Origin of the sequence: Variovorax terrae (genome assembly GCF_022809125.1) — a bacterium.
In the GTDB taxonomy this organism is placed as follows: Bacteria; Pseudomonadota; Gammaproteobacteria; order Burkholderiales; family Burkholderiaceae_C; genus Variovorax_A; species Variovorax_A terrae.
The window spans coordinates 2,227,888-2,254,074 of sequence record NZ_JALGBI010000001.1; the positions used below are offsets into that span (position 1 = coordinate 2,227,888).

At 67.4% G+C, this 26,187-nt stretch carries 23 protein-coding genes; 12 read left to right on the top strand and 11 right to left on the bottom strand.

What is annotated here, in order from left to right:
• Positions 1-7: 7 nt before the first annotated feature.
• From hscB to iscR, 5 genes are all read right to left on the bottom strand, one after another.
• Positions 8-526 (bottom strand): Fe-S protein assembly co-chaperone HscB, encoded by a 519-nt coding sequence (gene hscB, locus MMF98_RS10500; RefSeq protein ID WP_243306218.1) that lies wholly within the window; start codon positions 524-526, stop codon positions 8-10.
• A gap of 70 nt (positions 527-596) precedes the next feature.
• On the bottom strand, positions 597-920 hold the full coding sequence (gene iscA, locus MMF98_RS10505; RefSeq protein ID WP_243306219.1) for an iron-sulfur cluster assembly protein IscA: 324 nt from the start codon (positions 918-920) through the stop codon (positions 597-599).
• 17 nt (positions 921-937) lie between these two features.
• The gene (gene iscU / locus MMF98_RS10510) at positions 938-1,324 is read right to left on the bottom strand and encodes a Fe-S cluster assembly scaffold IscU (protein ID WP_243306220.1); all 387 of its coding nucleotides are present in this window, start codon (positions 1,322-1,324) and stop codon (positions 938-940) included.
• Positions 1,325-1,344: 20 nt separating this feature from the next.
• Entirely contained in the window at positions 1,345-2,565 is a 1,221-nt protein-coding gene (locus tag MMF98_RS10515) for an IscS subfamily cysteine desulfurase (protein ID WP_243306221.1), read from the bottom strand.
• Between the two features lie 35 nt (positions 2,566-2,600).
• The gene (iscR, locus tag MMF98_RS10520; protein WP_243306222.1) at positions 2,601-3,137 is read right to left on the bottom strand and encodes a Fe-S cluster assembly transcriptional regulator IscR; all 537 of its coding nucleotides are present in this window, start codon (positions 3,135-3,137) and stop codon (positions 2,601-2,603) included.
• Between the two features lie 811 nt (positions 3,138-3,948).
• On the opposite strand from iscR, the gene MMF98_RS10525 reads away from it, so the two are divergent.
• From MMF98_RS10525 to MMF98_RS10540, 4 genes are all read left to right on the top strand, one after another.
• Complete coding sequence (locus tag MMF98_RS10525; protein ID WP_243306223.1) at positions 3,949-5,418, top strand: RCC1 domain-containing protein; 1,470 nt, start codon at positions 3,949-3,951, stop codon at positions 5,416-5,418.
• A gap of 80 nt (positions 5,419-5,498) precedes the next feature.
• Positions 5,499-7,004 carry an RCC1 domain-containing protein gene (locus MMF98_RS10530; RefSeq protein WP_243306224.1) on the top strand — a complete coding sequence of 502 codons (1,506 nt, stop codon included), beginning with the start codon at positions 5,499-5,501 and terminating at the stop codon, positions 7,002-7,004.
• An 83-nt stretch (positions 7,005-7,087) separates the two neighbouring features.
• On the top strand, positions 7,088-7,699 hold the full coding sequence (locus tag MMF98_RS10535) for a response regulator (RefSeq protein ID WP_243306225.1): 612 nt from the start codon (positions 7,088-7,090) through the stop codon (positions 7,697-7,699).
• Between the two features lie 50 nt (positions 7,700-7,749).
• Entirely contained in the window at positions 7,750-9,612 is a 1,863-nt protein-coding gene (locus MMF98_RS10540; RefSeq protein ID WP_243306226.1) for an ATP-binding response regulator, read from the top strand.
• Here the strand turns inward: MMF98_RS10540 and MMF98_RS10545 are convergent.
• On the bottom strand, positions 9,609-10,262 hold the full coding sequence (locus MMF98_RS10545) for a response regulator (RefSeq protein WP_243306227.1): 654 nt from the start codon (positions 10,260-10,262) through the stop codon (positions 9,609-9,611). The two genes, MMF98_RS10540 and MMF98_RS10545, sit on opposite strands and share 4 nt — an antisense overlap.
• 62 nt (positions 10,263-10,324) lie before the next feature.
• Positions 10,325-12,409, bottom strand: a complete 2,085-nt coding sequence (gene uvrB / locus MMF98_RS10550; protein ID WP_279343558.1) for an excinuclease ABC subunit UvrB — start codon at positions 12,407-12,409, stop codon at positions 10,325-10,327.
• Positions 12,410-12,514: 105 nt separating this feature from the next.
• On the opposite strand from uvrB, the gene MMF98_RS10555 reads away from it, so the two are divergent.
• From MMF98_RS10555 to MMF98_RS10565, 3 genes are all read left to right on the top strand, one after another.
• Positions 12,515-13,711: an amino acid aminotransferase gene (locus MMF98_RS10555; protein ID WP_243306228.1), complete on the top strand. Its 1,197-nt coding sequence runs from the start codon at positions 12,515-12,517 to the stop codon at positions 13,709-13,711.
• Positions 13,708-14,283 carry a nucleotidyltransferase family protein gene (locus tag MMF98_RS10560; RefSeq protein ID WP_243306229.1) on the top strand — a complete coding sequence of 192 codons (576 nt, stop codon included), beginning with the start codon at positions 13,708-13,710 and terminating at the stop codon, positions 14,281-14,283. The genes MMF98_RS10555 and MMF98_RS10560 overlap by 4 nt, the downstream gene beginning before the upstream one ends.
• Before the next feature lie 75 nt (positions 14,284-14,358).
• Positions 14,359-15,729, top strand: a complete 1,371-nt coding sequence (locus tag MMF98_RS10565) for an HdeD family acid-resistance protein (RefSeq protein ID WP_243306230.1) — start codon at positions 14,359-14,361, stop codon at positions 15,727-15,729.
• A 118-nt stretch (positions 15,730-15,847) separates the two neighbouring features.
• Here MMF98_RS10565 and ygiD read toward each other — a convergent pair whose 3' ends face one another.
• On the bottom strand, positions 15,848-16,693 hold the full coding sequence (gene ygiD, locus MMF98_RS10570) for a 4,5-DOPA-extradiol-dioxygenase (RefSeq protein WP_243306231.1): 846 nt from the start codon (positions 16,691-16,693) through the stop codon (positions 15,848-15,850).
• A 247-nt stretch (positions 16,694-16,940) separates the two neighbouring features.
• Here ygiD and MMF98_RS10575 point away from each other — a divergent pair, with 247 nt between their 5' ends.
• From MMF98_RS10575 to arsC, 5 genes are all read left to right on the top strand, one after another.
• Positions 16,941-18,302, top strand: a complete 1,362-nt coding sequence (locus MMF98_RS10575) for a polyhydroxyalkanoate depolymerase (protein ID WP_243306232.1) — start codon at positions 16,941-16,943, stop codon at positions 18,300-18,302.
• 13 nt (positions 18,303-18,315) lie between these two features.
• Positions 18,316-18,969: an electron transport complex subunit RsxB gene (rsxB, locus tag MMF98_RS10580; RefSeq protein WP_243306233.1), complete on the top strand. Its 654-nt coding sequence runs from the start codon at positions 18,316-18,318 to the stop codon at positions 18,967-18,969.
• Between the two features lie 221 nt (positions 18,970-19,190).
• Positions 19,191-20,549 carry a phosphatase domain-containing protein gene (locus MMF98_RS10585; RefSeq protein WP_243306234.1) on the top strand — a complete coding sequence of 453 codons (1,359 nt, stop codon included), beginning with the start codon at positions 19,191-19,193 and terminating at the stop codon, positions 20,547-20,549.
• Between the two features lie 45 nt (positions 20,550-20,594).
• Complete coding sequence (locus MMF98_RS10590) at positions 20,595-20,999, top strand: roadblock/LC7 domain-containing protein (protein WP_243306235.1); 405 nt, start codon at positions 20,595-20,597, stop codon at positions 20,997-20,999.
• A gap of 26 nt (positions 21,000-21,025) precedes the next feature.
• The gene (gene arsC, locus MMF98_RS10595; protein ID WP_243306236.1) at positions 21,026-21,397 is read left to right on the top strand and encodes an arsenate reductase (glutaredoxin); all 372 of its coding nucleotides are present in this window, start codon (positions 21,026-21,028) and stop codon (positions 21,395-21,397) included.
• 28 nt (positions 21,398-21,425) lie between these two features.
• On the opposite strand, the gene MMF98_RS10600 is transcribed toward arsC, so the two are convergent.
• Genes MMF98_RS10600 through MMF98_RS10610 form a run of 3 tightly spaced genes read right to left on the bottom strand, consistent with a single transcriptional unit; the run spans position 21,426 to position 26,181 of the window.
• Positions 21,426-22,481, bottom strand: coding sequence for a 2-oxoacid:ferredoxin oxidoreductase subunit beta (locus MMF98_RS10600; protein ID WP_243306237.1), 1,056 nt, complete (start codon positions 22,479-22,481; stop codon positions 21,426-21,428).
• Complete coding sequence (locus MMF98_RS10605) at positions 22,478-24,337, bottom strand: 2-oxoacid:acceptor oxidoreductase subunit alpha (RefSeq protein ID WP_243306238.1); 1,860 nt, start codon at positions 24,335-24,337, stop codon at positions 22,478-22,480. The genes MMF98_RS10600 and MMF98_RS10605 overlap by 4 nt, the downstream gene beginning before the upstream one ends.
• The gene (locus tag MMF98_RS10610) at positions 24,334-26,181 is read right to left on the bottom strand and encodes an FAD-dependent oxidoreductase (protein ID WP_243306239.1); all 1,848 of its coding nucleotides are present in this window, start codon (positions 26,179-26,181) and stop codon (positions 24,334-24,336) included. Before MMF98_RS10610 ends, MMF98_RS10605 begins: the two co-directional genes overlap by 4 nt.
• Positions 26,182-26,187 lie beyond the last annotated feature (6 nt).

Below are 26,187 nucleotides of genomic sequence, written 5' to 3' on the forward strand. Positions count from 1 at the left end.
GTGGGCTCTATTGTCCCAGTTGGTCGTAGCGGGCTTCCACGTCGCCGGCAAAGCGCTCAATGAACATAAGGGCTCTGACCTGCTGCGCGGCCTGCGCGTACGCGTGCTCGGCATCGAGCAGGCGCTCGCAGCGCTGCAGCGCCTCGCGCCGCGCCGCCAGCACTTCGGCCTGAAGGCGATCCAGCCCGTCCTGCGTGGCGGCCTCGTCCAGCGCCTCGCGCCAGGCCATCTGCTGCATCAGGAAGTCGGCCGGCATGGCCGTGTTGCTGTGGGCGCCGATCGGCGCGCCGTGCAGCTCGCACAGGTAGGCGGCGCGCCGCAGCGGATCCTTCAGGCGCTGGTAGGCCTCGTTGATGCGCACGGACCACTGCATGGCCACGCGCTGCGCCGCTGCGCCCTGGGCCGCGAACCTGTCGGGATGGGCCTCGCGCTGCAGGTCTTTCCAGCGGGCATCCAGCGCGGCACGCTCCTGCGCGAAGCGCTCGGGCACGCCGAACAGTTCGAAGTCAGTAGATTGGAGATTCATGGGTCAGTGGGCCGCAAAAAAACCGCCGGCACATCTCGCACGGGCGGTTTCATCGGGTTCGGGCGGCCGCTCAGATGCGAAAGCTTTCGCCACAGCCGCAGCGGTCGCGCTCGTTCGGGTTGTTGAACTTGAAGCCCTCGTTCAGGCCTTCGCGCACGAAATCGAGTTGCGTGCCCTCGATGTAGGCCAGGCTCTTGGGATCGACCAGCACCTTCACGCCGTGGTCTTCGAACACAATGTCCTCGGGCGCCAGCTCGTCGACGTACTCCAGCTTGTAGGCCAGGCCGGAGCAGCCGGTGGTCTTGACGCCCAGGCGCACGCCCACGCCCTTGCCGCGCTTGGCAAGGTAGCGGGTCACGTGCCGGGCGGCGGCTTCGGTCAATGTCACAGCCATCTGCAAGCCACCTTCCTTCAGTGCACGTGCTTCTTCTTGTAGTCGTCCACCGCGGCCTTGATGGCGTCTTCGGCCAGGATGGAGCAGTGGATCTTCACCGGCGGCAACGCCAGTTCTTCGGCGATCTGGCTGTTCTTGAGCGCAGCCGCTTCGTCCAGGGTCTTGCCCTTGACCCATTCGGTCACCAGCGAGCTGGAGGCGATGGCGGAGCCGCAGCCATAGGTCTTGAAGCGCGCATCCTCGATCACGCCGGTCTGCGGGTTGACCTTGATCTGCAGCTTCATCACGTCGCCGCAGGCGGGCGCACCCACCATGCCGGTGCCGACCGTCTCGTCGCCCTTGTCGAAGGAGCCGACGTTGCGGGGATTTTCATAGTGATCAACGACTTTTTCTGAGTAGGCCATGACGGTACCTCTTTAATTTCTCAATGCGCGGTCCACTGGATGGAGCTGATGTCCACTCCGTCCTGATACATCTCCCACAGCGGGCTCAAGTCGCGCAGCTTGGCCACGTTGTGCTTGATGGTGGAGATGGCGTAGTCGATTTCTTCCTCGGTCGTGAAGCGGCCGATGGTCATGCGCAGGCTGCTGTGCGCGAGTTCGTCGCTGCGGCCCAGGGCGCGCAGCACGTAGCTGGGCTCCAGGCTGGCCGAGGTGCAGGCCGAGCCTGAGGACACGGCCAAGCCCTTGATGCCCATGATCAGCGATTCTCCCTCGACGAAGTTGAAGCTCATGTTGAGGTTGTGCGGCACGCGCTGGTCGGGGTGGCCGTTGAGGAACACCTGTTCCACATCCTTGAGGCCATTGAGCAGGCGGTCGTGCAGGGCGCGGGCCTTGGCCCCGTCCTGCGCCATTTCGAGGCGGGCCAGCCGGAAGGCTTCGCCCATGCCGACGATCTGGTGCGTGGGCAGCGTGCCCGAGCGCATGCCGCGCTCGTGGCCGCCACCGTGCATCTGGGCTTCCAGCCGCACGCGCGGCTTGCGGCGCACGTACAGCGCGCCGATGCCCTTGGGGCCATAGGTCTTGTGCGAAGCCAGGCTCATCAGGTCCACCGGCAGCGTCTTGAGGTCGATCTCGACCTTGCCCGTGGCCTGCGCCGCGTCGACGTGGAAGATGATGCCCTTCTCGCGGCACAGCGCGCCGATGGCCGGGATGTCCTGGATCACGCCGATCTCGTTGTTCACGAACATCACGCTGACCAGGATGGTGTCGGGGCGGATCGCGGCCTTGAGCGCGTCCATGTTGAGCAGGCCGTCTTCCTGCACGTCCAGGTAGGTCACCTCGAAGCCCTGGCGTTCGAGCTCGCGCATGGTGTCGAGCACGGCCTTGTGCTCGGTCTTGACGGTGATCAGGTGGCGGCCTTTGCTCTTGTAGAACTGGGCCGCGCCTTTGAGCGCAAGATTATTGGACTCGGTCGCGCCGGAGGTCCAGACGATCTCGCGCGGGTCGGCGCCGATCAGCTCGGCCACCTGGTCACGGGCCTTCTCCACGGCTTCTTCCGCTTCCCAGCCCCAGGCGTGGCTGCGCGATGCCGGGTTGCCGAAATGCTCGCGCAACCAGGGGATCATCGCGTCCACCACGCGCGGGTCAACCGGCGTGGTGGCGCCGTAATCCATGTAGATCGGGAAGTGCGGGGTCATGTCCATGGCTGGCTCTGTGCGACGGCTGGCGGTCAAACGGATCAGGACTTGGCGAACATGCTGCCCAGGGCGAACACCGAGTTCGGCGCATTCACCCGGATCGGCTTGACCACCGGCTGGCTGGAGATGGCGCGCTTGGGGCTGGGCTTGTCTTCGATCTGCACGCCCTTGGCGAGTTGCTCGTCCACCAGCTTCTGCAGCGTGACGGAGTCCAGGAACTCGACCATGCGCTGGTTCAGCGACGCCCACAACTCGTGCGTCATGCAGCGGCCGGCTTCGCCCAGGCAGTTTTCCTTGCCGCCGCACTGGGTGGCGTCGATCGGCTCGTCCACCGACACGATGATGTCGGCCACGGTGATGTCGGCCGCCTTGCGGCCCAGCGTGTAGCCACCGCCGGGGCCGCGGGTGGATTCCACCAGCTCGTGGCGGCGCAGCTTGCCAAACAGCTGTTCGAGATAGGACAGGGAGATCTGCTGGCGCTGGCTGATCGCTGCCAGCGTGACCGGGCCATTGTTTTGGCGCAGGGCCAGATCGATCATTGCTGTGACCGCAAAGCGGCCTTTGGTTGTGAGACGCATCGCAAGCTCCTTAATAAGGCTCGGTTGACCGTTAAAACACCCCGCCGCCTTTTGGGCAACCGAGGCACCGTCTCCGCTCACTACCTGGCGATGCGGCCTGTTCCAGCCGGTCTTGCCAAGCCCCCGTCAACGCCGGGGCATTGACTTTTCGTCGTGTCGGTCTGTTGTTGAGTATTTATGTCAAGTATAGCAGAAAACCCATGGACCGGCCCGGGTCTCCCCTCTGGCCGGCGTTTTGTCCATGACTAAATACGCGAGTAAACCTTAGGACGTACAGACTCAGCCACTCACCTGGCTTTTTGCTTTTTTTAATTGTCAGACACGGATCCTGGGGGGAGGTTCCAGCCGCCCGGCCGGACTCGGCGCCAAGGGCCCTCGCAAGCGCCCGGCCGGCGCCTGCCACTCCATTTCGGGGTCAAAAGCGGCTCAGGTCCAGGTCCCCTGGTGATTGCATGCTATCAATCTGGTAGCAAACCGGAACTGCACGCAGAAGCCCGGCTGGACGCCGTCGAACCTCACCGTGGCGCCGATTTCCGCCGCCCGCAGGCGGATGCGGCTCAAGCCCCGCCCGGCCCGCTTGTCCATCCCCTGAACGCGGGAAGCCACCATGAGGGCCGGCTCATTGAGGCTCATTGACTACGGCATCGCGCCCCGTCGATGCGAAACGGCATAACCCTTTCCTACTAGCCCCTCCCCTGAACGGGTAGCTCAAATTAGTAACCCCAGGTGATTGGCCGTTTCGCGCCCGGTTTTTACGCTCCCTGCATCCGACTCCACCTTGTGCCGAGTCGCTGTTCTTTGCGGGGAAAACATGCAGATTTCTTTGATTTCCAGGCCCGTCGCGGCCGTCGTCCTGGGCACGCTGGTGGCCGCCATGCTGGCGGCCTGCGGCGGCGGCGATGACATCGCCGCTGGCCCGGCCGCCGGCTCGGCTACCGGTGGGGCTGGTGGGCCCGGCGGCTCGCCGCCGGCCACCCCCACGCTCAGCCTCAGCGCCCCGGCGCGCGCGGTGGCCAACACCCTCTACCGCTACAGCGCCACGCTCAGCACGGGCACCATCAGCGTGCAGAACTGGAGCTGGGACGATGGTGGCCCCGACGGCACCACCAACCCGGCCGGCCATGTCTGGAACACGCCAGGCCAATTCAAGGTGAACTTCAGCGCGGTGGCCGGCGGCAACCTGCTCAATGGCAAGCAAGCCACGGTGGTCGTGGCCGAGCCCATGTCGGTGGGAGAAAAGCACGCCTGCGCCATCGTGCCCGGCGGCACCGTGGCCTGCTGGGGCTACAACGGCTGGGGTCAACTGGGGGACGGCACAACGGTCGACCAATCCCTCCCCATCCCGGTGCCGGGCCTGAGCGGCGTCGTCGCCCTGAGCCTGGGCGCCTACTACGGCTGCGCCCTCGCCTCGGGCGGCACCGTGGCCTGCTGGGGCTACAACGGCCAGGGGCAGATCGGCGATGGCAGCGCGGCCGTGACCCGGCCCAGCCCCGTCGCCGTTGCAGGCTTGAGTGGCGCCGTGGCCCTGAGTGCAGGAGGCCGGCATGCCTGCGCCATGAAATCCGACGCCACCGTGGTGTGCTGGGGCTACAACGGCGAAGGCCAGCTCGGCGACGGCACCACCGCCAACAAGAACACACCCGTGGCGGTGTCGGGCCTGAGCGGCGTCATCAGCGTCAGCAGCGGCTTCATCAGCAGCTGCGCGCTGAAATCCGACGGCAGCGTGGCCTGCTGGGGCAACAACAGCTCCGGCCAACTGGGCGATGGCACGTTCCTGGACAGAACCACGCCCGTCGCCGTGCCCGGCCTGAGCGGCGTCGCGGCCGTGAGCGTGGGGGTCGATGCCGCCTGCGCCCTGAAGCTCGACGGCACGGTGGTCTGCTGGGGCGGCAACCACGTCGGCCAGCTCGGCGACGGCACCACGGTGCTCAGAACCGCCCCCGTGGCCGTCGCGGGCCTGGCGGGCGCCATGGCCCTGAGCCTGGGCAGCGGCGGGCACGCCTGCGCCCTGAAATCCGACGGCGCGGTGGCCTGCTGGGGCTACAACGGGCAGGGACAAGTCGGCGATGGCACCAAGGCCAACCGACTGACCGCCACCCCCATCGCCGGCCTGAGCGGCGTGGCCGCCATCAATGCGGGCGAATCCAGTTCCTGCGCCTTGAAGACCGACGGAACACCGCTGTGCTGGGGCCTCAACAACCTCGGCCAGGTCGGCGACGGCACGCTGGTGGACAGACTGGTTCCCACGCGCCTGGGCAACAACTGGATTTTCTGGAAATAGGCCCGAGGTCCAGGCGCCCTGGACGCGAGCAGCTATCAAAACAATAGCAACCCACCATTTCTTCAAGGGAAACATCAACCATGCAAACCTCCTCCACTCCAGAACGCACCGTCCCGCGCCCTGCCGCACGCGCCTCGGCGGCCTGGCTCGGCCTGCTGATGGCAGCGGCGCTGACGGCTTGCGGCGGCGGCGACTCCACCGCCGCCCCCGGCTCCGCGGGTGCGCCCGCCGGCCCCGGCAGTCCCAGCGGCCCCGCCAACCCGGCCACCCCTGATACTCCTCTCACCGTGAGCGCGGACACGCCGGCCCACGCGGTGGCCTACACGATCTACAGCCACACCGCATCCGCCAGCGCCGGGACCGTGGCTTCCGTCAATTGGGACTGGGGCGACGGCACACCCGCAGGCTCCAGCAACCCGGCCCGCCACCTGTGGAACAAGGCCGGCAGCCTCAGCCTCGGCCTGAGCGCCGTGGTGAATGGTGCCAGCGTCACGGCCACCCACGCCGTGGCGGTGGCAGGCGAGCCGGTGTCGGTCGGGTATCGCCATACCTGCGCCATCAAGCCCGACACGAGCGTCGCCTGCTGGGGCAAGAACCAGTTTGGCCGGCTGGGCAACAACTCCGTGGTCGACAGCGCCGTTCCCGTCGCCGTCAGCGGCCTGAGCGGCGCCGTGGCCCTGGGCACCGGCGGCACGTTCAGCTGCGCGCTGAAATCCGACGGCACCGTCGCCTGCTGGGGCTACAACGCCTCGGGCCAGCTCGGCAATGGCACCACCACCCTGGCCGCCATCCCCGTGGCCGTGCTCAACATCACCAACGCGGTGGGCTTGAGTTCAGGCGACGGCCATAGCTGCGCCGTCAAAGCCGACGGCACGGTGGCCTGCTGGGGCTACAACGGCTTTGGCCAGCTGGGTGACGGCGGGTTCACCGACCAGGCAACGCCGGTTGCCGTGCCCGGCCTGAACAATGTGGTCGCGGTAGGCGCGGGGGACTACCACAGCTGTGCGCTGAAGGCAGACGGCACCGTGGCCTGCTGGGGCTACAACCAGGCCGGCCAGATGGGCAGCGGCTCGAACTTGCCGACAAACGTCCTCGCCCCTACGGCCGTGGCCGGCGTGAGCGGCGTGGCGGCCATCAGCGTCGGGGCGCAGCACACCTGCGCCCTCAAATCGGATGGCACCGTCGTGTGCTGGGGCTACAACGGCTGGGGCCAGTTGGGCGATGGCTCCCAGACCACCTATTCGGGCCCGGTCGTGGTCGCCGGGCTGGGCGGCGCGGTGGCCGTTGCGATGGGCGACATCCACAGCTGTGCGCTGAAATCCGACGGCACCGTCGCGTGCTGGGGCTACAACGGCCTGGGCCAGCTCGGCGACGGCACCTTCGCCGCCAAGCCGAACTTCATCCTCGTCCCCGGCCTCAGCAACGTGACCGCCCTCAGCGCGGGCGGCTACACCAGCTGCGCGCTCCAGGCCAGCGGCACGGCACTCTGCCTGGGCTACAACAGCAACGGGCAGCTCGGCGACGGCACCACCGCGCTCAAGATGGCGCCCACCGCCGTCACCGGCGGCGCGGTCTACTGGAAATAGGGCCCGCGGCGTCTGGCACGTTGGCGTCATCGATGCAGTCCACCCGGCCCCTCCGTTCGTGGCTCCAGACGCTGCAAGGCGCCATGCGTGCTTCGATGCGGGTGGGCCTGTGCGCCGTGGCGCGGGCGTTTTCTGCGGCGGTTCAGCGCCGCCCGTTGCACCGCATCGGCGTGCAGGCGCAGCCCGCGCCCCGGCCCAGAGAGATACCGGCCGGACATCGGGAGGCGATGCCTGCCGCGGACAGTGCCAACGACGACACCATGGAAAGCAGCGACGACCTGCTGTACGGCTGCCGCGTGCTGCTGGTGGATGGCGAGCCCGCCATCCGCCACGCCCTGCAGGTCTTGCTGTTTCGATGGCACTGCGACGCGCGCGTGGTCGCCAATGCGGCCGAAGCGCTGGCCCTGGTCGCACAGCAGCACGCACGGCATGGCGGACGGCACAGCGAAGGCTCGTGGACGCCCGAGCTGGTGCTCAGCGGCTATCGCCTGCCGGGCAACGGGTCCGGCATCGACGCCGTGCAGGACGTGCGCCGCGCGATGGGGCGCCAGGTGGCCGCCGTGCTCATTTCGGGCGACACCACGCCGGAGCAGGCGCAGCTTGCCGCGCGCCACGGCCTCACGCTGGCGTGCAAACCCGTCACCTCCAGCGTGCTGCGCGACAAGATGGTGCAGGCGCTGCTGCGCCGCCCCTAGCCGCGGCGCCGGCACGGCGATGTGCACAATGCCCCAACCACCCTGCTCCCATGCAATCCCTCACCGACCGCTTCCTGCTGCAGCCGCCGAGCCAGATCACCTACCGCCTCAATCTGCTGCTGGCGGCCTGGCCCTCGGTGCTGCTGTCGCATCTGTCCGTGTCCCTGCTGCTGGTGGTGGCGCTGTGGGGCCGCTTCCCCACGAGCTGGGTGCTCGGCTGGTTTGGCAGCGTCGTGGCGATCTGCGGCATGCGGCTGCTGATCTACCGCTACCTGAAGCTTCGCCCCCTCAGCCACGAGCCGCACGGCGTACCGCGCGCGCAGGACGAGGGCATGGCGGCGCGCAAGCGGCATTGGGCCTGGCTGCTGATGCTGGGCCAGTTCGCGCAGGCGCTGCCCATGCCGCTGGCGATTGGCATTTTTTCAGACCCGGCCCAGCCCGTCATCATGTTCCTGATCGTCTCTTTCACCGCGCTGGTCCTTGCCGGCGGCATGTTCACCAGCGCGCAGTGGATACCGGGGTTCGCGGCCATCGCCGCGCCGACCGTGGGCATCACCCTGGTCTCGCTGTTCGTGCTCGACATCCAGGAACAGGCCATCCTGATAGGGCAGTCGCTGTTGATGCTGGGCTTCGCGGTCACGATCGTGCGCAAGCAGTCGGGCATGGTCGGCCGCCTGCTCGACCTGCAGCTCGAAAAAGACCGGCTGGTCGACAGCCTGCAAGTCGAGAAGAGCACGGCCATCGCCGCCCGCGAAGCTGCCGAGGAAGCCGGGCAATCCAAATCACGCTTCTTTGCGGCGGCCAGCCACGACCTGAGGCAGCCCCTGCACGCGCTCACCCTGCTGGTGGGGCAGCTCAGGAACGAGGCCCGCCCGGCCACGCAGGCGCCCCTCGTCGAGCAGGTCAGCGCCAGCGCAGCATCGCTCAGCGCGCTGTTCGATGACCTGCTGAGCCTGTCGCAACTCGATCGCGGCGACCTGTCCGTCAAACCGCGTCCGGTGCGGCTGGGCGTGCTGCTGAACAAGCTCGCCGCGCAGATGAGGCCGCTGGCGCAGCAGCGCGGCCTGCGGCTGCGTGTGCACGCCCGCGCCCTGACGGTGCATGCCGACCCGCTCATCCTGACCCGCGTGCTCAGCAATCTGCTGGCCAATGCGCTGGTCTACACCCGGCAGGGCGGCGTGCTGATGGGCATGCGGCTGCGTGGCGAGGCGGTGCGCATCGAGGTCTGGGACACCGGCATCGGCATTGCCCCGCAGGAGCAGGGCCGGGTGTTCGAGGAGTTCTACCAGCTGCACAACCCCGAGCGCGACCAGGCCAAGGGCCTGGGCATCGGGCTGGCCACGGTGCGCCGGCTGACGGATGCGTGCGCCTGGCCCTTGGGTTTGCGCTCGCGCCCGGGCCAAGGCAGCTGCTTTTTCGTGACGGTGCCGCTGGCGCATGCGCCGCCGGTGGAGGAGCCGGCTGCGCCCCAGGCGTTCGGCGGCAGCGATGAGCCGGGCGTGCTGTATGGCCTGCGTGTGCTGGTGGTGGACGATCAGAAGTCGATCTGCAATGCCATGCTGTCGGTGCTGGGGCAATGGGGATGCGATGCCAGGGCGGCCACCACCCCCGCCGAGGCGCTGCGGCATGCGCGCCCGCGCCAGGATGGCGACACGAGCAGCCACGACAGCGAAGGCGATTGGCAGCCCGAGCTCATCATCAGCGACCTGTGGCTCACTGCAGGCGCATCGGGCCTGGATCTCGTCTTGCAGCTACGCGGCCTGCTGGGCCGCGCCCTGCCCGCGTTGCTGGTCTCCGGCGATACCAGCGCCCACGCCCTGCAGCTCGCCGCCCATCACCAGCTCGCATTGCTGCACAAGCCCGTGCCGCCAGACGTGCTGCGCGACAAACTCCATGAGATGCTGGTCGACTAACGCTGCCCGATGAAGTCTGGCGCTTTGACGCTGCGGTTGGCGCAGCTCAGGAACAGCTCGACACGGCTGGCCACGCGGTAGGCCCGGTAGATGGCGCTCACATGCAGCTTCACGGTTTCGGGGCTGATGTGCAGTTCGGTACCGATGATGCTGTTGGAGCAGCCGCGAAGCAGCAGCTTGAGGACATCGCGCTGGCGCGGCGTCAGCAGCTCTTCGCCGGGGGTGCTCACGTCGTTGAAATCAACGCGGCTGGCCACGAACAGTTCCTTGGGGAAATAGACCCGGCGCTGCGCCAGCGCGCGCAGGCCCAGCTCGAACTCGGCGAGGTCGCCATGCTTGGGAATGACGCAGCTGGCGCCGTTCTGGATGCATTGCACGGCCAGGTCCAGGTCGTTGTTGCCCGAAACGATGCCGATGCTTTGCGTGGTGCAGGCCTTGCGCACTCGCTGCAGGGTCTCGATGCCCTGGCTGTCGGGCAGCCCCATGTCCAGCAGCACCACATCGATTTCGGCATTCATCGAGTCGAGCACGGCCAGCGCCCGGGCGCAGCTCGAGGCCTGCGTGAACTTCGCATCCGGCTGGAACTGCATGATGCATTGCATCATGCCTTCCCGCACGAGCGGGTGGTCTTCGATCAGCAGGTAGTGCATCAGCGTTTCGAGGCTTCGGGTGGACGGTCCGGCTTGGGCATTCTCCAGGTATTGTCTTCGATTCAGCCAGGCACCACGTTGTCGACGCCCGGCGCGCCGAAGGCCTGCTGCTTGAGCTGGGCCAGCTGGTCGCGCACGCGGGCGGCCTTCTCGAACTCGAGGTTGCGCGCATGTTCGAGCATCTGCTTTTCCAGGCGCTTGATTTCCTTGGCGATGTCCTTCTCGCTCATGTCCTCGATCTGGGCCCGCTGCAGCTCCAGCCGCTCGGCTTCCTTGCCGGCCTTTTCGCTGTAGACGCCGTCGATCAGGTCGCGCACCTGCTTTACGATGCTGCGCGGCGTGATGCCGTGGGCCTCGTTGTAGGCCACCTGCTTGATGCGGCGGCGCTCGGTCTCGCCGATGGCCTTCTTCATCGACTCCGTCATCCGGTCGGCATACAGGATGGCGCGGCCGTTGAGGTTGCGCGCGGCGCGGCCGATGGTCTGGATCAGCGAGCGCTCGGCGCGCAGGAAGCCTTCCTTGTCGGCGTCGAGGATGGCCACCAGCGAGACTTCGGGAATGTCCAGCCCTTCGCGCAGCAGGTTGATGCCGACCAGCACGTCGAAGGTGCCCAGGCGCAGGTCGCGCAGGATTTCCACGCGCTCGACCGTGTCCACGTCGCTGTGCAGGTAGCGCACCTTGACGCCGTTGTCGCTCAGGTAGTCGGTGAGCTGCTCGGCCATGCGCTTGGTCAGCGTGGTGATGAGCACGCGCTCGTGCTTCTCGACGCGGATGCGGATCTCCTGCAGCACGTCGTCCACCTGGTGGGTGGCCGGGCGCACCTCCACCTCGGGGTCCACCAGGCCGGTGGGCCGCACCAGTTGCTCCACCACCTGGCCGGTGTGCGTCTTCTCGTAGTCGGCCGGCGTGGCCGAAACGAACACCACCTGGCGCATGCGCTGCTCGAACTCCTCGAGCTTGAGCGGCCGGTTGTCCAGCGCCGACGGCAGGCGAAAGCCATACTCCACCAGCGTGGTCTTGCGCGCGCGGTCGCCGTTGTACATGGCGCTGAGCTGGCCCATCATCTGGTGGCTCTCGTCCAGGAACATCAGCGAATCCTTGGGCAGGTAGTCGGTCAGCGTACTGGGCGGGTCGCCGGGCGCGGCGCCCGAGAGGTGGCGGGTGTAGTTCTCGATGCCCTTGCAGTGGCCGACCTCGCTGAGCATCTCCAGGTCGAAGCGGGTGCGTTGCTCCAGCCGCTGGGCCTCGACCAGCTTGCCCGCGTCCACGAACTCCTTGAGGCGCTGGTCCAGCTCGACCTTGATGGTCTCGACCGCGGCCAGCACCTTGTCGCGCGGCGTCACGTAGTGGCTGGACGGGTAGACGGTGAAGCGCGGGATCTTCTGCCGGATGCGGCCCGTGAGCGGGTCCATGAGCTGCAGCGATTCGATCTCGTCGTCGAACAGCTCGATGCGCACCGCCAGTTCGCTGTGCTCGGCCGGAAACACGTCGATGGTGTCGCCGCGCACGCGGAACTTGCCGCGCGAGAAATCCTGGTCGTTGCGCTGGTACTGCATGCGGATGAGCTGGGCGATCACGTCGCGCTGGCCCATCCTGTCGCCAGCGCGCAGCGTCATGATCATGCGATGGTAGCTCTCGGGCTCGCCGATGCCGTAGATCGCCGAGACGGTGGCCACGATCACCACGTCGCGCCGCTCCAGGATGCTCTTGGTGCAGGACAGGCGCATCTGCTCGATGTGCTCGTTGATCGCCGAGTCCTTCTCGATGAACAGATCGCGCTGCGGCACGTAGGCCTCGGGCTGGTAGTAGTCGTAGTAGCTGACGAAATACTCGACGGCGTTCCTGGGGAAGAACTCGCGGAATTCGCTGTAGAGCTGCGCCGCCAGCGTCTTGTTGGGCGCGAACACGATGGCCGGGCGGCCCAGCCGGGCGATCACGTTGGCCATGGTGAAGGTCTTGCCCGAGCCGGTCACGCCCAGCAGGGTCTGGAACACCTCGCCGTCGCGCACGCCCTCGACCAGCTGGGCGATGGCCGTGGGCTGGTCGCCGGCGGGGGGATAGGGCTGGAACAGCTCGAAGGGCGAATCAGGAAAACTGATGAATTCGCCATTTTGCTTGGCGGGCATGAGTTCGATCGCTTCTGGCATGGGTGGTTTTTGCATCAGCCCTTAAAATTGGGGATAACCCGGCAGAGTACAACAGGTCCGGCCTCTTCGCTACTGACAGATTTCGACAACATCCGAGGATTTCTCATGTCTCTTTTCACCGCCGTGGAAATGGCGCCGCGCGACCCCATCCTGGGCCTCAACGAGCAATTTGCCGCCGACCCCAACCCGCACAAGGTCAACCTGGGCGTGGGCGTGTACTACGACGACAACGGCAAGCTGCCGCTGCTCGAATGCGTGCAGGCGGCCGAGAAGCAGATGATGGAAGCGCCCAAGGCGCGCGGCTACCTGCCGATCGACGGCATCGCCGCCTACGACTCGGCGGTGAAGGGCCTGGTGTTCGGCGCCGACAGCGAGCCGGTGAAGTCCGGCCGCGTGGCCACCATCCAGGCGCTGGGCGGCACCGGCGGCCTGAAGGTCGGCGCCGACTTCCTGCGCAAGCTCAAGCCCGCCGCCAAGGTGCTGATCAGCGACCCGAGCTGGGAGAACCACCGCGCCCTGTTCACGCAGGCCGGCTTCACGGTGGAAACCTACCCCTACTACGATGCCGCCAGCCGCGGCGTCAACTTCGACGGCATGCTGGCGGCCCTGCAGGCCACGCCGGCCGGCACCGTCGTCGTGCTGCACGCCTGCTGCCACAACCCCACGGGCTATGACATCACGCCCGAGCAGTGGGACCAGGTGATCGCGGCCGTCAAGGCGCGGGAGCTCGTGCCCTTCCTCGACATGGCCTACCAGGGCTTCGGCCAGGGCATCGCCGAGGACGGCGCCGTGATCGGCAAGTTCGTCGCCGCCGGCCTGACCTTCTTCGTCTCGACCTCGTTCTCCAAGAGCTTCAGCCTCTACGGCGAGCGCGTGGGCGCCCTCTCGGTGCTGTGCGACAGCAAGGAAGAAGCCGACCGCGTGCTGAGCCAGCTCAAGATCATGATCCGCACCAACTACAGCAACCCGCCCATCCATGGTGGCACCGTGGTGGCCACCGTGCTCAACACGCCCGAGCTGCGCGCGCTGTGGGAGAAGGAGCTCGGCGACATGCGCCTGCGCATCAAGCAGATGCGCATCGCGCTGGTGGAAAAGCTGAAGGCGGCCGGCGTGAAGGAAGACATGGGCTTCATCACCACGCAGATCGGCATGTTCAGCTACTCGGGCCTCACCAAGGACCAGATGGTGCGCCTGCGCAACGAGTTCGGCGTCTACGGCACCGACACCGGCCGCATGTGCGTGGCCGCGCTCAACAGCAAGAACATCGACTACGTCTGCGCGGCCATCGCCAAGGTCCTTTGAACCTGGCGCCCGCCAGCGCCGAGACCTTCACGCAGGACGCGCTGCAGAACCCGCACAACCGGGCCATCCTGGAGCGCCTGCCCGGCCTGAAGCTGCCGGACGCCTGGCTGGTCGCAGGCTGCCTGTTCCAGACCGTCTGGAACCTCCGCTCGGGCCGCCCGCCCATAGCGGGGATCAAGGACTACGACCTGTTCTATTTCGATGCAAGCGACCTGTCGGCGCAGGCCGAAATGGCGGTGCAGGCCCGGGTCGAGGCCTGCTGCGCCGACCTCGGCATCACGGTCGAAATCAAGAACCAGGCCCGCGTGCATACGTGGTATCCAGACTATTTCGGCTTCCCCTACCCGGCGCTGACCTGCTCGCAGGACGGGCTCGACCGCTTCCTGGTGCGCTGCACCTGCGTCGGCCTGCAAGCCTGCGGCGCCGAGCCGGTGCTCTATGCCCCGAACGGGCTGGACGAGCTGTACCAGGGCATCCTGCGCCCCAACCCCCTGTGCGACCACCGCACCCTGTTCACGCGGAAGGTGGCGAGCTACCGGGCCCGCTGGGGCTGGCTCGAAACGCGCGCCTGACGCCCGCGCGGCCCCACTCGGGGCTTTTATACTTTCGCCACTTCATCAGGCGCCCTCGCGCCGCTGGGATCCACTGTGGCACGACTGATCATGATTCTGCTGGGCGTCGACTACCTGCGCCAGCGCTGGCGCAGCCTCATGGTGGCCGGCTGCCTGAGCGCGCTGGCCGGCGTCTTCGTCCTGATCGACGCGCTGGACGGCGTGCTGTACTTCCCGCTGGGCCTGTTCGCCTACCTGCTGCTGGCCGAGGGCCTGGCCACCCTGGCCGTGGCCTGGACCGGCGTCGGCGGCCAGCGCGCGCTGCGCTACATCAAGGGCCTGGCCTTCGCCGGGGCCGCCGTGCTGATCCTGGGCGACTACCGGCACGGCAACTTCATCCTGTCGATGATCTTCGGCACCCTGTTCCTGGCCGACGGTCTGCTGCAGTCGGTCTCGGCCTACCTGGTCCGCTTCCGGCGCTGGCGCGCCGCGATGGCCGGCGGCCTGATCGAGATCGGCGTGGCGATCTTCTTCTACCAGCCCTACCCCACGCACTACGTGGGCACCGTCGCCTATTGCGTGGGCCTGGCCCTGGTGTTCGGCGGCTGGAGCATCATCCTGGTCGCCCTGCGCACCCGCACGCTGACCCACAACCCGGGCTTCGGCTCTGCCTCCCGGGCGGCCACCCCGACCAACCAGCCGTCCGGCCCCGAAGCGCCTCTCGAGTGGGACGGCCCGCCCGCCGCAGGCGAGAAGGCGCTGACGGTGCATGTGTGGACGCCCGTCGGCACCTCGAAGGCGCCGGTGCAGCGCGCGCCCATCGTCGACCGCTACATCGCGGCCGTCGACGTCAACGGCGTCATCTCCACCGGCCATGCCGCGCTGGAGTCGCCCGAGGGCATCTACATCAGCCTCTACCCCGGCGTGGAGATCGACCGCTCTCCCAGCGAACTGGGCCGGGTGCTGCGCGCTACGCGGGACAACGACGTGCCGGGCCTCTTCCAGCCCGACTACGCGACCGAGGCCAGGGCGTGGTGCGAATCCACCACCAAGGTGCGCATCCGCAACTACAACCCGGCCCGGCTGCGCCTGTTCTGGGACGGCTACCGGCAGGATGCGACCTACAACCTCACGCACCGCAACTGCTCCAGCAGCGTGGCGCGCGCGCTCGAGGCCGCCGTCGAAGGCTCGGTGGGACAGGTACACGGGCAAGACCGCGGCTGGCGCGCTTTCTTCCGCATCCTGGTGACGCCCGAGCTCTGGGTAGCCGCCCAGATCCGCAAGCGCGCCGCCACCATGGCCTGGACGCCGGGGCTGACGCTCGACTACGCGCGCGCCATCAGCATGCTGGCCGACCCCCGGCCCTTTGGCTGGGTCAAGATGACGCGCCTCGCCATGCGCCGCAGGATGCTGTCGCGCCGGCGCTGGAGGGACGAGCACGCCAGCGCGGCGCGCGCTCCAGAGTGAACCGGTGCCGCGAGGGAGCCAAACCCCGTCATCGGCCGATTATCAAATTAAAAGCGGCGGATGTCCTGGCCCCGCGGTGCTCTGAAGCTATCATTTCGATAGCAATAGCCAGCCGCTCCTAGCCCCAGACCACCGAGCGCATCGAGATCGAGGCCGCCTGGAACAGGTTGTTGAAGAAGCGCGGCGCTTCCTTGGCGTCCACCGCGCCGGCGGCGTGCAGCAGCGGCAGGTAGTGGTCGTAGGTGGGATGGGCCAGCTGCGCCACCTGGCCCAGCTTCTGGAAGTCGGCCAGCGCCGCCAGGTTGCCCTTTTGCAGGTAGTCGCCGATCGTCTTGTCGAACTCGATCGCCCAGTCGTAGGCCTGGTTGCTGGCCGCGCTGCGCTGGGTGGCGCGCAGGTTGTGCACGATGTTGCCGCTGCCCACGATCAGCACGCCGCGATCGCGCAGGCCCTTGAGCTGGCGGCCCAGCGCGAAATGCTCGGCCGGCGGACGGTTGTAGTCCATGCTGAGCTGCACCACCGGAATGTCGGCCTGGGGAAACATCGGCTTGAGCACCGACCAGGTGCCGTGGTCCAGCCCCCATTCCTGCTTGTCCAGGCCCACGGCCGGCTGCTTGATGCCCTGGCTGATTTCGAGCGCCACGGCCGGCGCGCCGGGCGCGGGGTACTGCTGGTCGAACAGCTCCTGCGGAAAGCCGCCGAAGTCGTGGATGGTCTTGGGCTTGTCCATGCCCGTGAGGTACCAGCCGCGCGTGAGCCAATGTGCCGAAATGCACAGGATCAGCTGCGGCCGGGGGAATTTCGTGCCGAACTCCTTGCCCAGCGCCTGCCAGCTCTGGCGGAATTCGTTGTCCTCGATGGCGTTCATCGGGCTGCCGTGGCCGATGAACAGCACGGGCATGCGCTCGGTTTTCTTGAGCGACTTGAGTTGATCCAGCGCGGCGGCATCGGCAATCGTGGTCATGAAAGCTCCCATGGAGGCGGCTGAACCGCCCGCGGCGGCCAGCAAGGTTCTTCGATGCATATGAAATCGTTCTGCTATATAACCAAAAGGCTGATCAAGAACAGAGTGATGGGGGTTTGCAAAGGTTCCCCGTGCTCATCTTGCCTCCAAAGGCCCAACCTGTGCCAGTGTCGGTGTTTTCACTGCCTGCGTCCGGGCCCCGCAACTGCTATATTGCACCGCAACATAACCGGATAACAGGCCCCCGATGCTCTACCAGATCTATGAAGCCCAGCGCTCCCTGATGGAGCCCTTCGCCGATTTCGCGCAGGCCGCCGCCAAACTCTACAGCAACCCGCTCTCGCCGTTCGGCCAGAACCCGTTCGCGCAGCGCGTCTCGGCCAGCTACGACCTGTTGTACCGGCTGGGCAAGGATTACGAAAAGCCCGCGTTCGGGCTCCAGACCGTCAACGTGGACGGCGTGGACGTGGCCATCCACGAGCGCGTGGAGATCGACAAGCCCTTTTGCGAGCTGCGCCGCTTCAAGCGCTTCTCCGACAACCCGGCAACGCTGACCCAGCTCAAGGGCCAGCCCGCGGTGCTGATCGTGGCGCCGCTGTCGGGCCACTACGCCACGCTGCTGCGCGACACCGTGCGCACCATGCTGAAGGACCACAAGGTCTACATCACCGACTGGAAGAACGCCCGCATAGTGCCGCTGGCCGACGGTGAGTTCCACTTGGACGACTACGTCAACTACGTGCAGGAGTTCATTCGCCACCTGCAGGGCGTCTACGGCAACTGCCACGTGATCAGCGTGTGCCAGCCCACCGTGCCGGTGCTGGCCGCGGTATCGCTGATGGCCAGCCGTGGCGAGACCACGCCGCTGACCATGACCATGATGGGCGGCCCGATCGATGCGCGCAAGTCGCCCACGGCCGTCAACAACCTGGCCATGAACAAGAGCTTCGAGTGGTTCGAGAACAACGTCATCTACCGCGTGCCGAGCAACTTCCCCGGCGCCGGGCGGCGCGTCTACCCGGGCTTCCTGCAGCACACGGGCTTCGTGGCCATGAACCCGGACCGCCACGCCAGCAGCCACTACGACTATTTCAAGAACCTGCTCAAGGGCGACGACGCCAGCGCCGAAGCGCACCGCAAGTTCTACGACGAGTACAACGCCGTGCTCGACATGGATGCCGACTACTACCTGGAAACCATCCGCATCGTGTTCCAGGAATTCCGGCTGGTGCACGGCACCTGGGACGTGAGGGGCGTGGATGGCCAGCTCGAGCGCGTGCGGCCGCAGGACATCACCACCACGGCGCATTTCACGGTGGAAGGCGAGCTCGACGACATCTCGGGCGCCGGCCAGACCGAAGCGGCGCACGGCCTGTGCAGCGGCATCCCTAAGACGCTGCAGAAACACCTGGAAGTCAAGGGCGCGGGCCATTACGGCATTTTCAGCGGCCGCCGCTGGCGCGACGTGGTCTACCCCCAGGTCAAAGCCTTCATTCATGAACACAATCAGCCGCAGGTCCAGGCGGTGCGGTCATCGGCTGCTACCAAAAAAGTAGCAGCCCGAAGCCCGGCCCGGCCAGCGGCGAAGCGCAAGGCAGCGAAGGCCTGACCCACTCACGCCGGTGCAAGACCTCGCCCGCCGCCTCAACGACCTGTTGCCGCAGACCCAGTGCACGCGCTGCGGCTACCCGGACTGCGCGAGCTACGCGCAAGCCATCGCCGCGGAGGGTGCCCCCCTCAACCAGTGCCCGCCCGGCGGCGCCGAGGGCATCGGGCGGCTGGCCGCGCTGACGGGCCGGCCCGCCCTGCCGCTGAACCCGGCCAACGGCACTGAAGGGCCGCGTGCCGTGGCCGTCATCGACGAAGCCTGGTGCATCGGCTGCACCCTGTGCATCAAGGCCTGCCCGACCGATGCCATCGTCGGCGCCAACAAGCTCATGCACACCGTGGTCGAGCCGCATTGCACCGGCTGCGAGCTGTGCATCCCGGTCTGCCCGGTGGACTGCATCAGCCTGGAGAACGTCAGCGGCGAGCGCACCGGCTGGGCAGCGTGGTCACCCACACTGGCCGCCCAGGCCCGCGATCGCTATGAATTCCATAGCATCAAAGCACGGCGGGACGTGGACGATAACGAGAAAAGGCTCGAAACCAAGGCCCAAGCCAAGCTGGCAGACCTGCCGGCCCACACCCAAAGCGGCGATGCCGCCGAACTGGCCCGCAAGCGTGCCGTCATCGAGGCCGCGCTGGCACGGGCCAAGGCCCGGCGCAACGCATAGCGGCCAGCGCGATGGCGCCGGTATCAGCCATTTCTGACACCAGACTGAAACCACATCAGTATCCGAAGCATTTCCTGGGGCAAAAATGAACAAGGGTAATCCCTAGTACACACACCCTAGAATCCCTCACTTTCCTGAGAAGGATCAAGGCGCCCGCGAGCACGACACGCTCCTGGCGACCGGTCCAAAACACAACAGAGACAAGGAAAGAGGGAGCATCGATGCAGCATCAGCACTGCCTGCACGCCGAGGGATATGGGGTGGCGTTCGGCGACAAGGTCATCCTGGCCGAACTCGATTTCGCGCTGCGCGCCCAGGCCGTCACCGCGCTGCTGGGCCCCGCCGGCACCGGCAAATCCACGCTGCTGCGCTCGCTCGCCGGGCTGAACGACGGCAACCCCCGCTTCACCGCCTGGGGCCAGATCGAGTACCTGGGCCGACCTCTGTCTGACAGCCACCGGCCCGCGCTGGTGAAACAGAACGCCCGCCTCATGATGGCGTCGACGTTGCAGGCAGTGGCCGAGCTGGCCCGGCCGCGCCTGGCCCTGGGTCCGGCCGCGCTGCGCGACTGGTGCGCCGACTACGTCACGGCCATGGGCCTGCCCGAGCTGGCCGACCACCTGGATCAGCCGACGCTGGAGCTGCCCACCGTGCAGCAGCGCGCCGTCGCCATCCTGCGCGAGGCTGCGGCCGAGCCGGCACTGCTCATGGTGGACGAGCCCACGGCCGACCTGGACGAACACGACGCCCACCTGCTGATCGACCTGCTGCAGCGCATCGCCCACACCTCGGCCCTGCTGCTCGTGGTGCACAACCAGCGCCAGGCCCGGCGGGCAGCGCAGCACATGCTGCTGCTGGCCGGCGGCCGCATCCAGGAGGCCGGCGGCATGGAGGACTTCCTGGTGGCACCGCAGTCAGACGCCGGCCGCCAGTTCGTGCGCACCGGTAGCTGCGCGCTGCCTGCCCCCGGCGCCGACCCGGCCAGCCTGGCCGACGACGCGCCCGTGCCCCCGCCTCTGCCGGCCGCCGCCCAACGGGCGCTGGCGCAGCAACAGGCTCCAGCAACCCAGCTACCGCTGCAGGGACAGCCGGACGCGGTGCCCGCCAGCCGCGGCCCGCGCGGCTTCCACTGGCTGGTGCCGGGCCGGCTGGCCGGCACACCGCTGCCGGGCGTGGTGCAGGACATCGACCGCGACCTGGAGGCGTTGCGCCGCTGCGGCATCACCCGCCTCATCACGCTGACCGAGCACGACCTGCCCCAGGACGCCCTGCAGCGCCAGGGCCTGAACAACCTGCACCTGCCGGTACGCGACCGCGAACCGCCCAGCGTGGCCCAGATCCAGATGCTGCTGCTGCGCATGGACCAATTGCTGCGCCGGGGCGAGGTACTGGCCGTGCACTGCCTGGCCGGCATTGGCCGAACCGGCACGGTGCTCGCCTCGTGGCTGGTGCGCGAAGGGCTGACCGCCGCCGAGGCGCTGCGCCGCGTGCGCCTGATCGACCCGCAATACGTACAGAGCGCCGAGCAGGAGGTTTTCCTGCAGCAGTACGAGGATGCAATCCTGCGCAAGATCATCTGACACCTTTCACCCTTTTCCCCCCACGACCACAAGGAAATCTTCTCCATGAATCTCGACGCTCTGCTGAACAAACTCGCCTCCACCGTCCCCGAATGCGTGGCCGCCGGCTACGTGGATGCCGCCTCCGGCATGCTGCTGGCCATCAAGACCGTGGACTCGCACCCGCGCGAAGTCATCGACCTGGTGGCGGCAGCCACGGCCGACCTGTTCAACGGCCCCAACGTCTCGATGATCGAACGCATGTTCAAGAAAGCGCGAGGCTTGCAGGACGACGGCCACCACTATTTCCAGGAAATCATCGTCAACAGCGACAACCTGATCCACGTGTTCCTGCGCGGCAAGGTCCACCCCGAGTACGTGGCCGTGTTCGTGTGCCGCCGCACCGCCAATCTGGGCATGGCCCTGACCAAGGCACGCTTGGCGATGCCCGAGCTCGAAGCCGGGCTCTGAGCTGGCCAGCCATCGGCACGCGCATCATGAGCCCGTCCATCGAGGCCACGATCTACCACAACCCGCGCTGCGGCAACTCGCGTGGCGCCCTGGCGCTGCTGCGCGAACATGGCATCGAGCCGCGCATCGTGGACTACCTGGCCATACCGCTGGACGCCAGTCAGCTGCGAGCCCTGGTGACGGCGCTGGGCTTACCGGTGCGCGAGCTGCTGCGCAGCAAGGAAGCCCTTTATCAGGAGCTCGGCCTGGACGACCCTGTCTTGAGCGAAACGCAGCTCATCGACGCCATCGTCCGGCATCCGGTGCTGCTGAACCGCCCCATCGTGGTCACGCCGCGCGGTGCCCGCCTGTGCCGCCCGCCCGAGAAGGTGCTGGAACTGCTGCCAACGGGAGCCTGACAGGACATCAACAGTCCGGCACTTTCGTTCAGCGCAGGCTCGCGTTGAGCTTGTCCAGCATGGCGGCGCCGGGACACAGCTGCTCGCGGCCCAGCGCATTGAGCGGCGTGGCGCTGGTGTTCAGGGCCTGGTGCAGGTCGCTGGCCTCCGGGTCCAGGTAGAGCAGGCCCGTCACCACCTCGCCGCGGGCCTGGTGCAACTGCACATGGTTCATCGCGGCCAGCCGGTCGGTCGGGTCGTAGCCCTCGTGCAGTTTGCGCAGGCGCAGCACGGTGCCGTCGTGCTGCGGCACGTCCACCACCTCGCCCGCGGGGTAGTCGGTGGTGATCTCGGTGCGTGGCGTGATGAAGTCGATGCGGCTCACCGCCTCGTTGTGCTCGCGCACGTAGTCGTAGCTCTTGGTGCTGCCCGCATGGTTGTTGAAGGCCACGCAGGGGCTGATGACGTCGATGAAGGCTGCGCCGCCGTGGCCGATGGCGCCCTTGATCAGCGGCACGAGCTGCGCCTTGTCGCCCGAGAAGCTGCGCGCCACATAGGTGGCGCCCAGTTGAAGAGCCATGCCAACGAGGTCGATCGCGCTGTCCGAGTTGAGCACGCCCTTCTTGCTCTTGCTGCCGCGGTCGGCCGTGGCCGAGAACTGGCCCTTGGTCAGGCCGTAGACGCCGTTGTTCTCCACGATGTAGACCATGCGCACGCCGCGGCGCATGGCGTGGGCGAACTGGCCCAGGCCGATGGAGGCCGAATCGCCGTCGCCCGAGACGCCCAGGTACAGCAGGCCGCGGTTGGCCAGGTTGGCCCCGGTCAACACCGAGGGCATGCGTCCATGCACGGTGTTGAAGCCGTGCGAGGCGCCGAGGAAATAGTCCGGCGTCTTGGAGCTGCAGCCGATGCCCGAGAGCTTGGCCACGCGGTGCGGCTCGATGTCCAGCTCCCAGCAGGCCTGGATGATGGCCGCCGAGATCGAATCATGGCCGCAGCCCGCGCACAGCGTGGAGATCTTGCCTTCGTAGTCGCGCCGGGTGTAGCCGACCTGGTTGGTCTTGAGCGTGGGGTGATGCAGCTGCGGTTTGGCAATGTAGGTCATGCGGCTTGTTCTCTCGTGGTGTCCTTGGCCTTGCGCTTGGGCGCGCTCGCCTCGGCATGCACATGCTCGGTGATGGCCCGGGCGATGAAGCGGGCGGTGATGGGCGTGCCGTCGTAATGCAGCACGCGCAGCAGGCGCGCGGGGTCGGCGTCGAGTTCGTTGATGAGCAGGCTGCGCATCTGGGCGTCGCGGTTCTGCTCGACCACGAACACTTCCTCGTGATCGGCCAGGAACTGCGCCACGCTCGCGGGAAAAGGGAAGGCGCGCAGACGCAGCGCATCCAGGTGGATGCCGGCCTCGGTCAGCGTGTCCAGCGCCTCGTCCATGGCCGGCGAGGTGGAGCCGAAGTAGATCACGCCCAGCCGCGTCGCACGCGCCGCCTTGCGCAGCACGGGCTGCGGCACCAGCATGGTGGCCGTCTGGAACTTCTTGAGCAAGCGCTGCACGTTGTAGACGTAGTCCGGCCCGCGCTCGGAGTAGCGGGCATACGGGTCGCGCGTGGTGCCGCGGGTGAAATAGCTGCCCTTGGTGGGATGCGTGCCGGGCAGCGTGCGCCAGGGGATGCCGTCACCGTCCACGTCCTTGTAGCGGCCAAAGTCCTTGCCGGCTTCGAGTTCCTCAGCAGTCATGACCTTGCCGCGGTCGTACTGGCGCGCGTCGTCCCATTTGAACGGCTCGCACAGGCGCTGGTTCATGCCGATGTCCAGGTCGGTCATCAGGAACACCGGCGTCTGCAGCCGGTCGGCCAGGTCCAGCGCCGCCGCCGCGTGCTCGAAGCATTCGTTCGGGTCCTCGGGAAACAGCAGCACATGCTTGGTGTCGCCATGCGAGGCATAGGCGCAGGACAGGATGTCGGCCTGCTGCGTGCGCGTAGGCATGCCGGTGGATGGCCCGCCGCGCTGCACGTTGATGATGGTGACCGGGATCTCGGCGAAGTAGGCCAGGCCGATGAACTCCGTCATCAGCGACACGCCCGGCCCCGAGGTGGCGGTGAAGGCCCGCGCCCCGTTCCAGCCCGCGCCCACCACCATGCCGATGGAGGCGATCTCGTCTTCGGCCTGGACGATGGCGAACCGGTTCATGCCGGTGGACGGGTCCACCCGCAGCTTGCTGCAGTATTTCTGGAAGGCCTCGGCCACCGAGGACGAGGGCGTGATCGGGTACCAGGCCGCCACCGTGGCGCCGCCATAGACGCAGCCCAGCGCCGCGGCGCTGTTGCCGTCCACGAAGATCCGCTCGTCGGCCTGCCTGGAGGAGGCCCGGACCTGCAGGCCGATCGGGTCCAGGTGGTCGCGCGCGAACTCGCGCCCGGCGTGCAGCGCGCGCACGTTGGACTCCAGCAGCCGCTCCTTGCCGCGGTACTGCTCGGAGAACAGCGTCTCGATCACCTTCGCATCCATGTTCAGCAGCATCGACAAGGCGCCCACGTACAGGATGTTCTTGAACAGCTGGCGCTGGCGCGCATCCTCGTAGGTGGCGTTGCAGATCGCCGTGAGCGGCATGCCGATCACGTGCAGGTCCTTGCGGAAGCTCGAGGCCGGCAGCGGCCGGGTGCTGTCGTAGAACAGGTAGCCGCCGGGATCGACCTCGGCCACGTCGGCATCCCAGGTCTGCGGGTTCATCGCCACCATCATGTCGATGCCGCCGCGCCGGCCGAGGTAGCCCTTCTCGCTCACCCGCGCCTCGTACCAGGTGGGCAGGCCCTGGATGTTGCTCGGAAAGATGTTGCGCGGACTCACCGGTACGCCCATGCGCAGGATGGCCTTGGCGAACAGCTCGTTGGCCGAGGCCGAGCCCGAACCGTTGACGTTGGCAAACTTGATGACGAAATCGTTGACCGACTCGATGCGCTTCATGCCTGTGCCTCCGCACGCCGTGCCCCGAGCTGCTGGTCCCGCGCGCCGGGGCCTGCGTAGGTGTTCATGAACAGGTATTTCTGCATGTCCCAGGCGCCCGTGGGGCAGCGCTCGGCGCACAGGCCGCAATGCAGGCAGACGTCTTCGTCCTTCACCATGACGCGGCCGGTTTTGAGTGGCCCCGAAACGTAGAGGTCCTGCGTGGCGTTCTGTGCCGGCGCCTTGAGCCGCTGGCGCAAATGAGCCTCCTCGCCGTTGGCGATGAACGTGATGCTGTCCATTGGGCAGATGTCCATGCAGGCGTCGCACTCGATGCAGCTGCCGTCAGTGAACACGGTCTGCACGTCGCAGTTCAGGCAGCGCTCGGCCTCCTTGAAGGCGGTGGCGGCGTCGAAGCCCAGTTCCACCTCCACGCGGATGCTGGCCAGCGCCTTCTCGGCCTTGGCCCATGGCACCTTGAAGCGCGCGTCGCCCGAGACGGCGTTGTCGTAGCTCCACTCGTGGATGCCCATCTTCTGCGACATCAGGTTCACGTGCGGCGCGGGGCGCTGGCGCACATCTTCGCCATGCAGGAAGCGGTCGATCGACACCGCCGCCTCGTGGCCGTGCGCCACGGCAGTGATGATGTTCTTCGGGCCGAAGGCCGCGTCGCCGCCGAAGAACACGTGCTTCAGCGTGGACTGGAAGGTCTGCTTGTCGAGTTCCGGCAGGCCCCATTCGTCGAACACGATGCCCGAGGAGCGCTCGATCCAGGGGAAGGCGTTCTCCTGGCCCACGGCGATCAGCACCTCGTCACAGGCAAAGAAGGCCTCGGGCTCGCCCGTGGGCACCAACTGGCGCCGGCCCTTCTCGTCGCGCACCGCCTTCACCACCTCGAACGTCATGCCGGTGAGCCGGCCGCCCTCGTGCACGAAGGCCTTGGGCACGTGGAAGTTGATGATCGGGATGCCTTCGTGCATCGCATCCTCCTTCTCCCAGGGCGACGCCTTCATTTCCTCGAAGCCGCTGCGCACGATCACCTTCACGTCCTCGCCACCGAGGCGGCGCGCGGAACGGCAGCAGTCCATCGCCGTATTGCCGCCACCCAGCACGATGACGCGCTTGCCAATGCGCTCGACGTGGCCGAACGACACCGAGGCCAGCCAGTCGATGCCGATGTGGATGTGCTCCTTGGCCTCCGCGCGCCCGGGCAGCTCCAGGTCGCGCCCGCGCGGCGCACCGCAGCCGACGAACACGGCGTCATAGCCTTCGGCGAGCAGCGCCTGCATGGAGTCGATGCGCCGGCCGCTGCGGAACTCCACGCCCAGGCTGAGCACGTAGCCGGTTTCCTCGTCGATCACCGACTCGGGCAGCCGAAAGCGCGGAATCTGCGTGCGGATGAAGCCGCCGGCCTTGGCCTCGCCGTCGAACACCGTGACCTGGTAGCCCAGCGGCGCCAGGTCGCGCGCCACCGTGAGCGAGGCCGGCCCGGCGCCGATGCAGGCGATGCGCTTGCCCTTGCGGCGCACATCGGGCGCCAGCGGGATCGGCATGCGGTCACGCACGTCGTCCTTGTGGTCGGCGGCCACCCGTTTGAGCCGGCAGATCGCCACCGGCTCGGGCGTGGCCGCGTTCGCCTCCTCCACCCGCCCGCGCCGGCAAGCCGGCTCGCAGGGCCGGTCGCAGGTGCGCCCCAGGATGCCGGGGAACACGTTGGACACCCAGTTGACCATGTAGGCATCGCTGTAGCGGCCCTGCGCGATCAGGCGGATGTATTCGGGGACGGGGGTGTGGGCCGGGCAGGCCCATTGGCAATCGACGACCTTGTGGAAATAGGCTGGATTGGCTATATCGGTTGGCTGCAAGCGGGT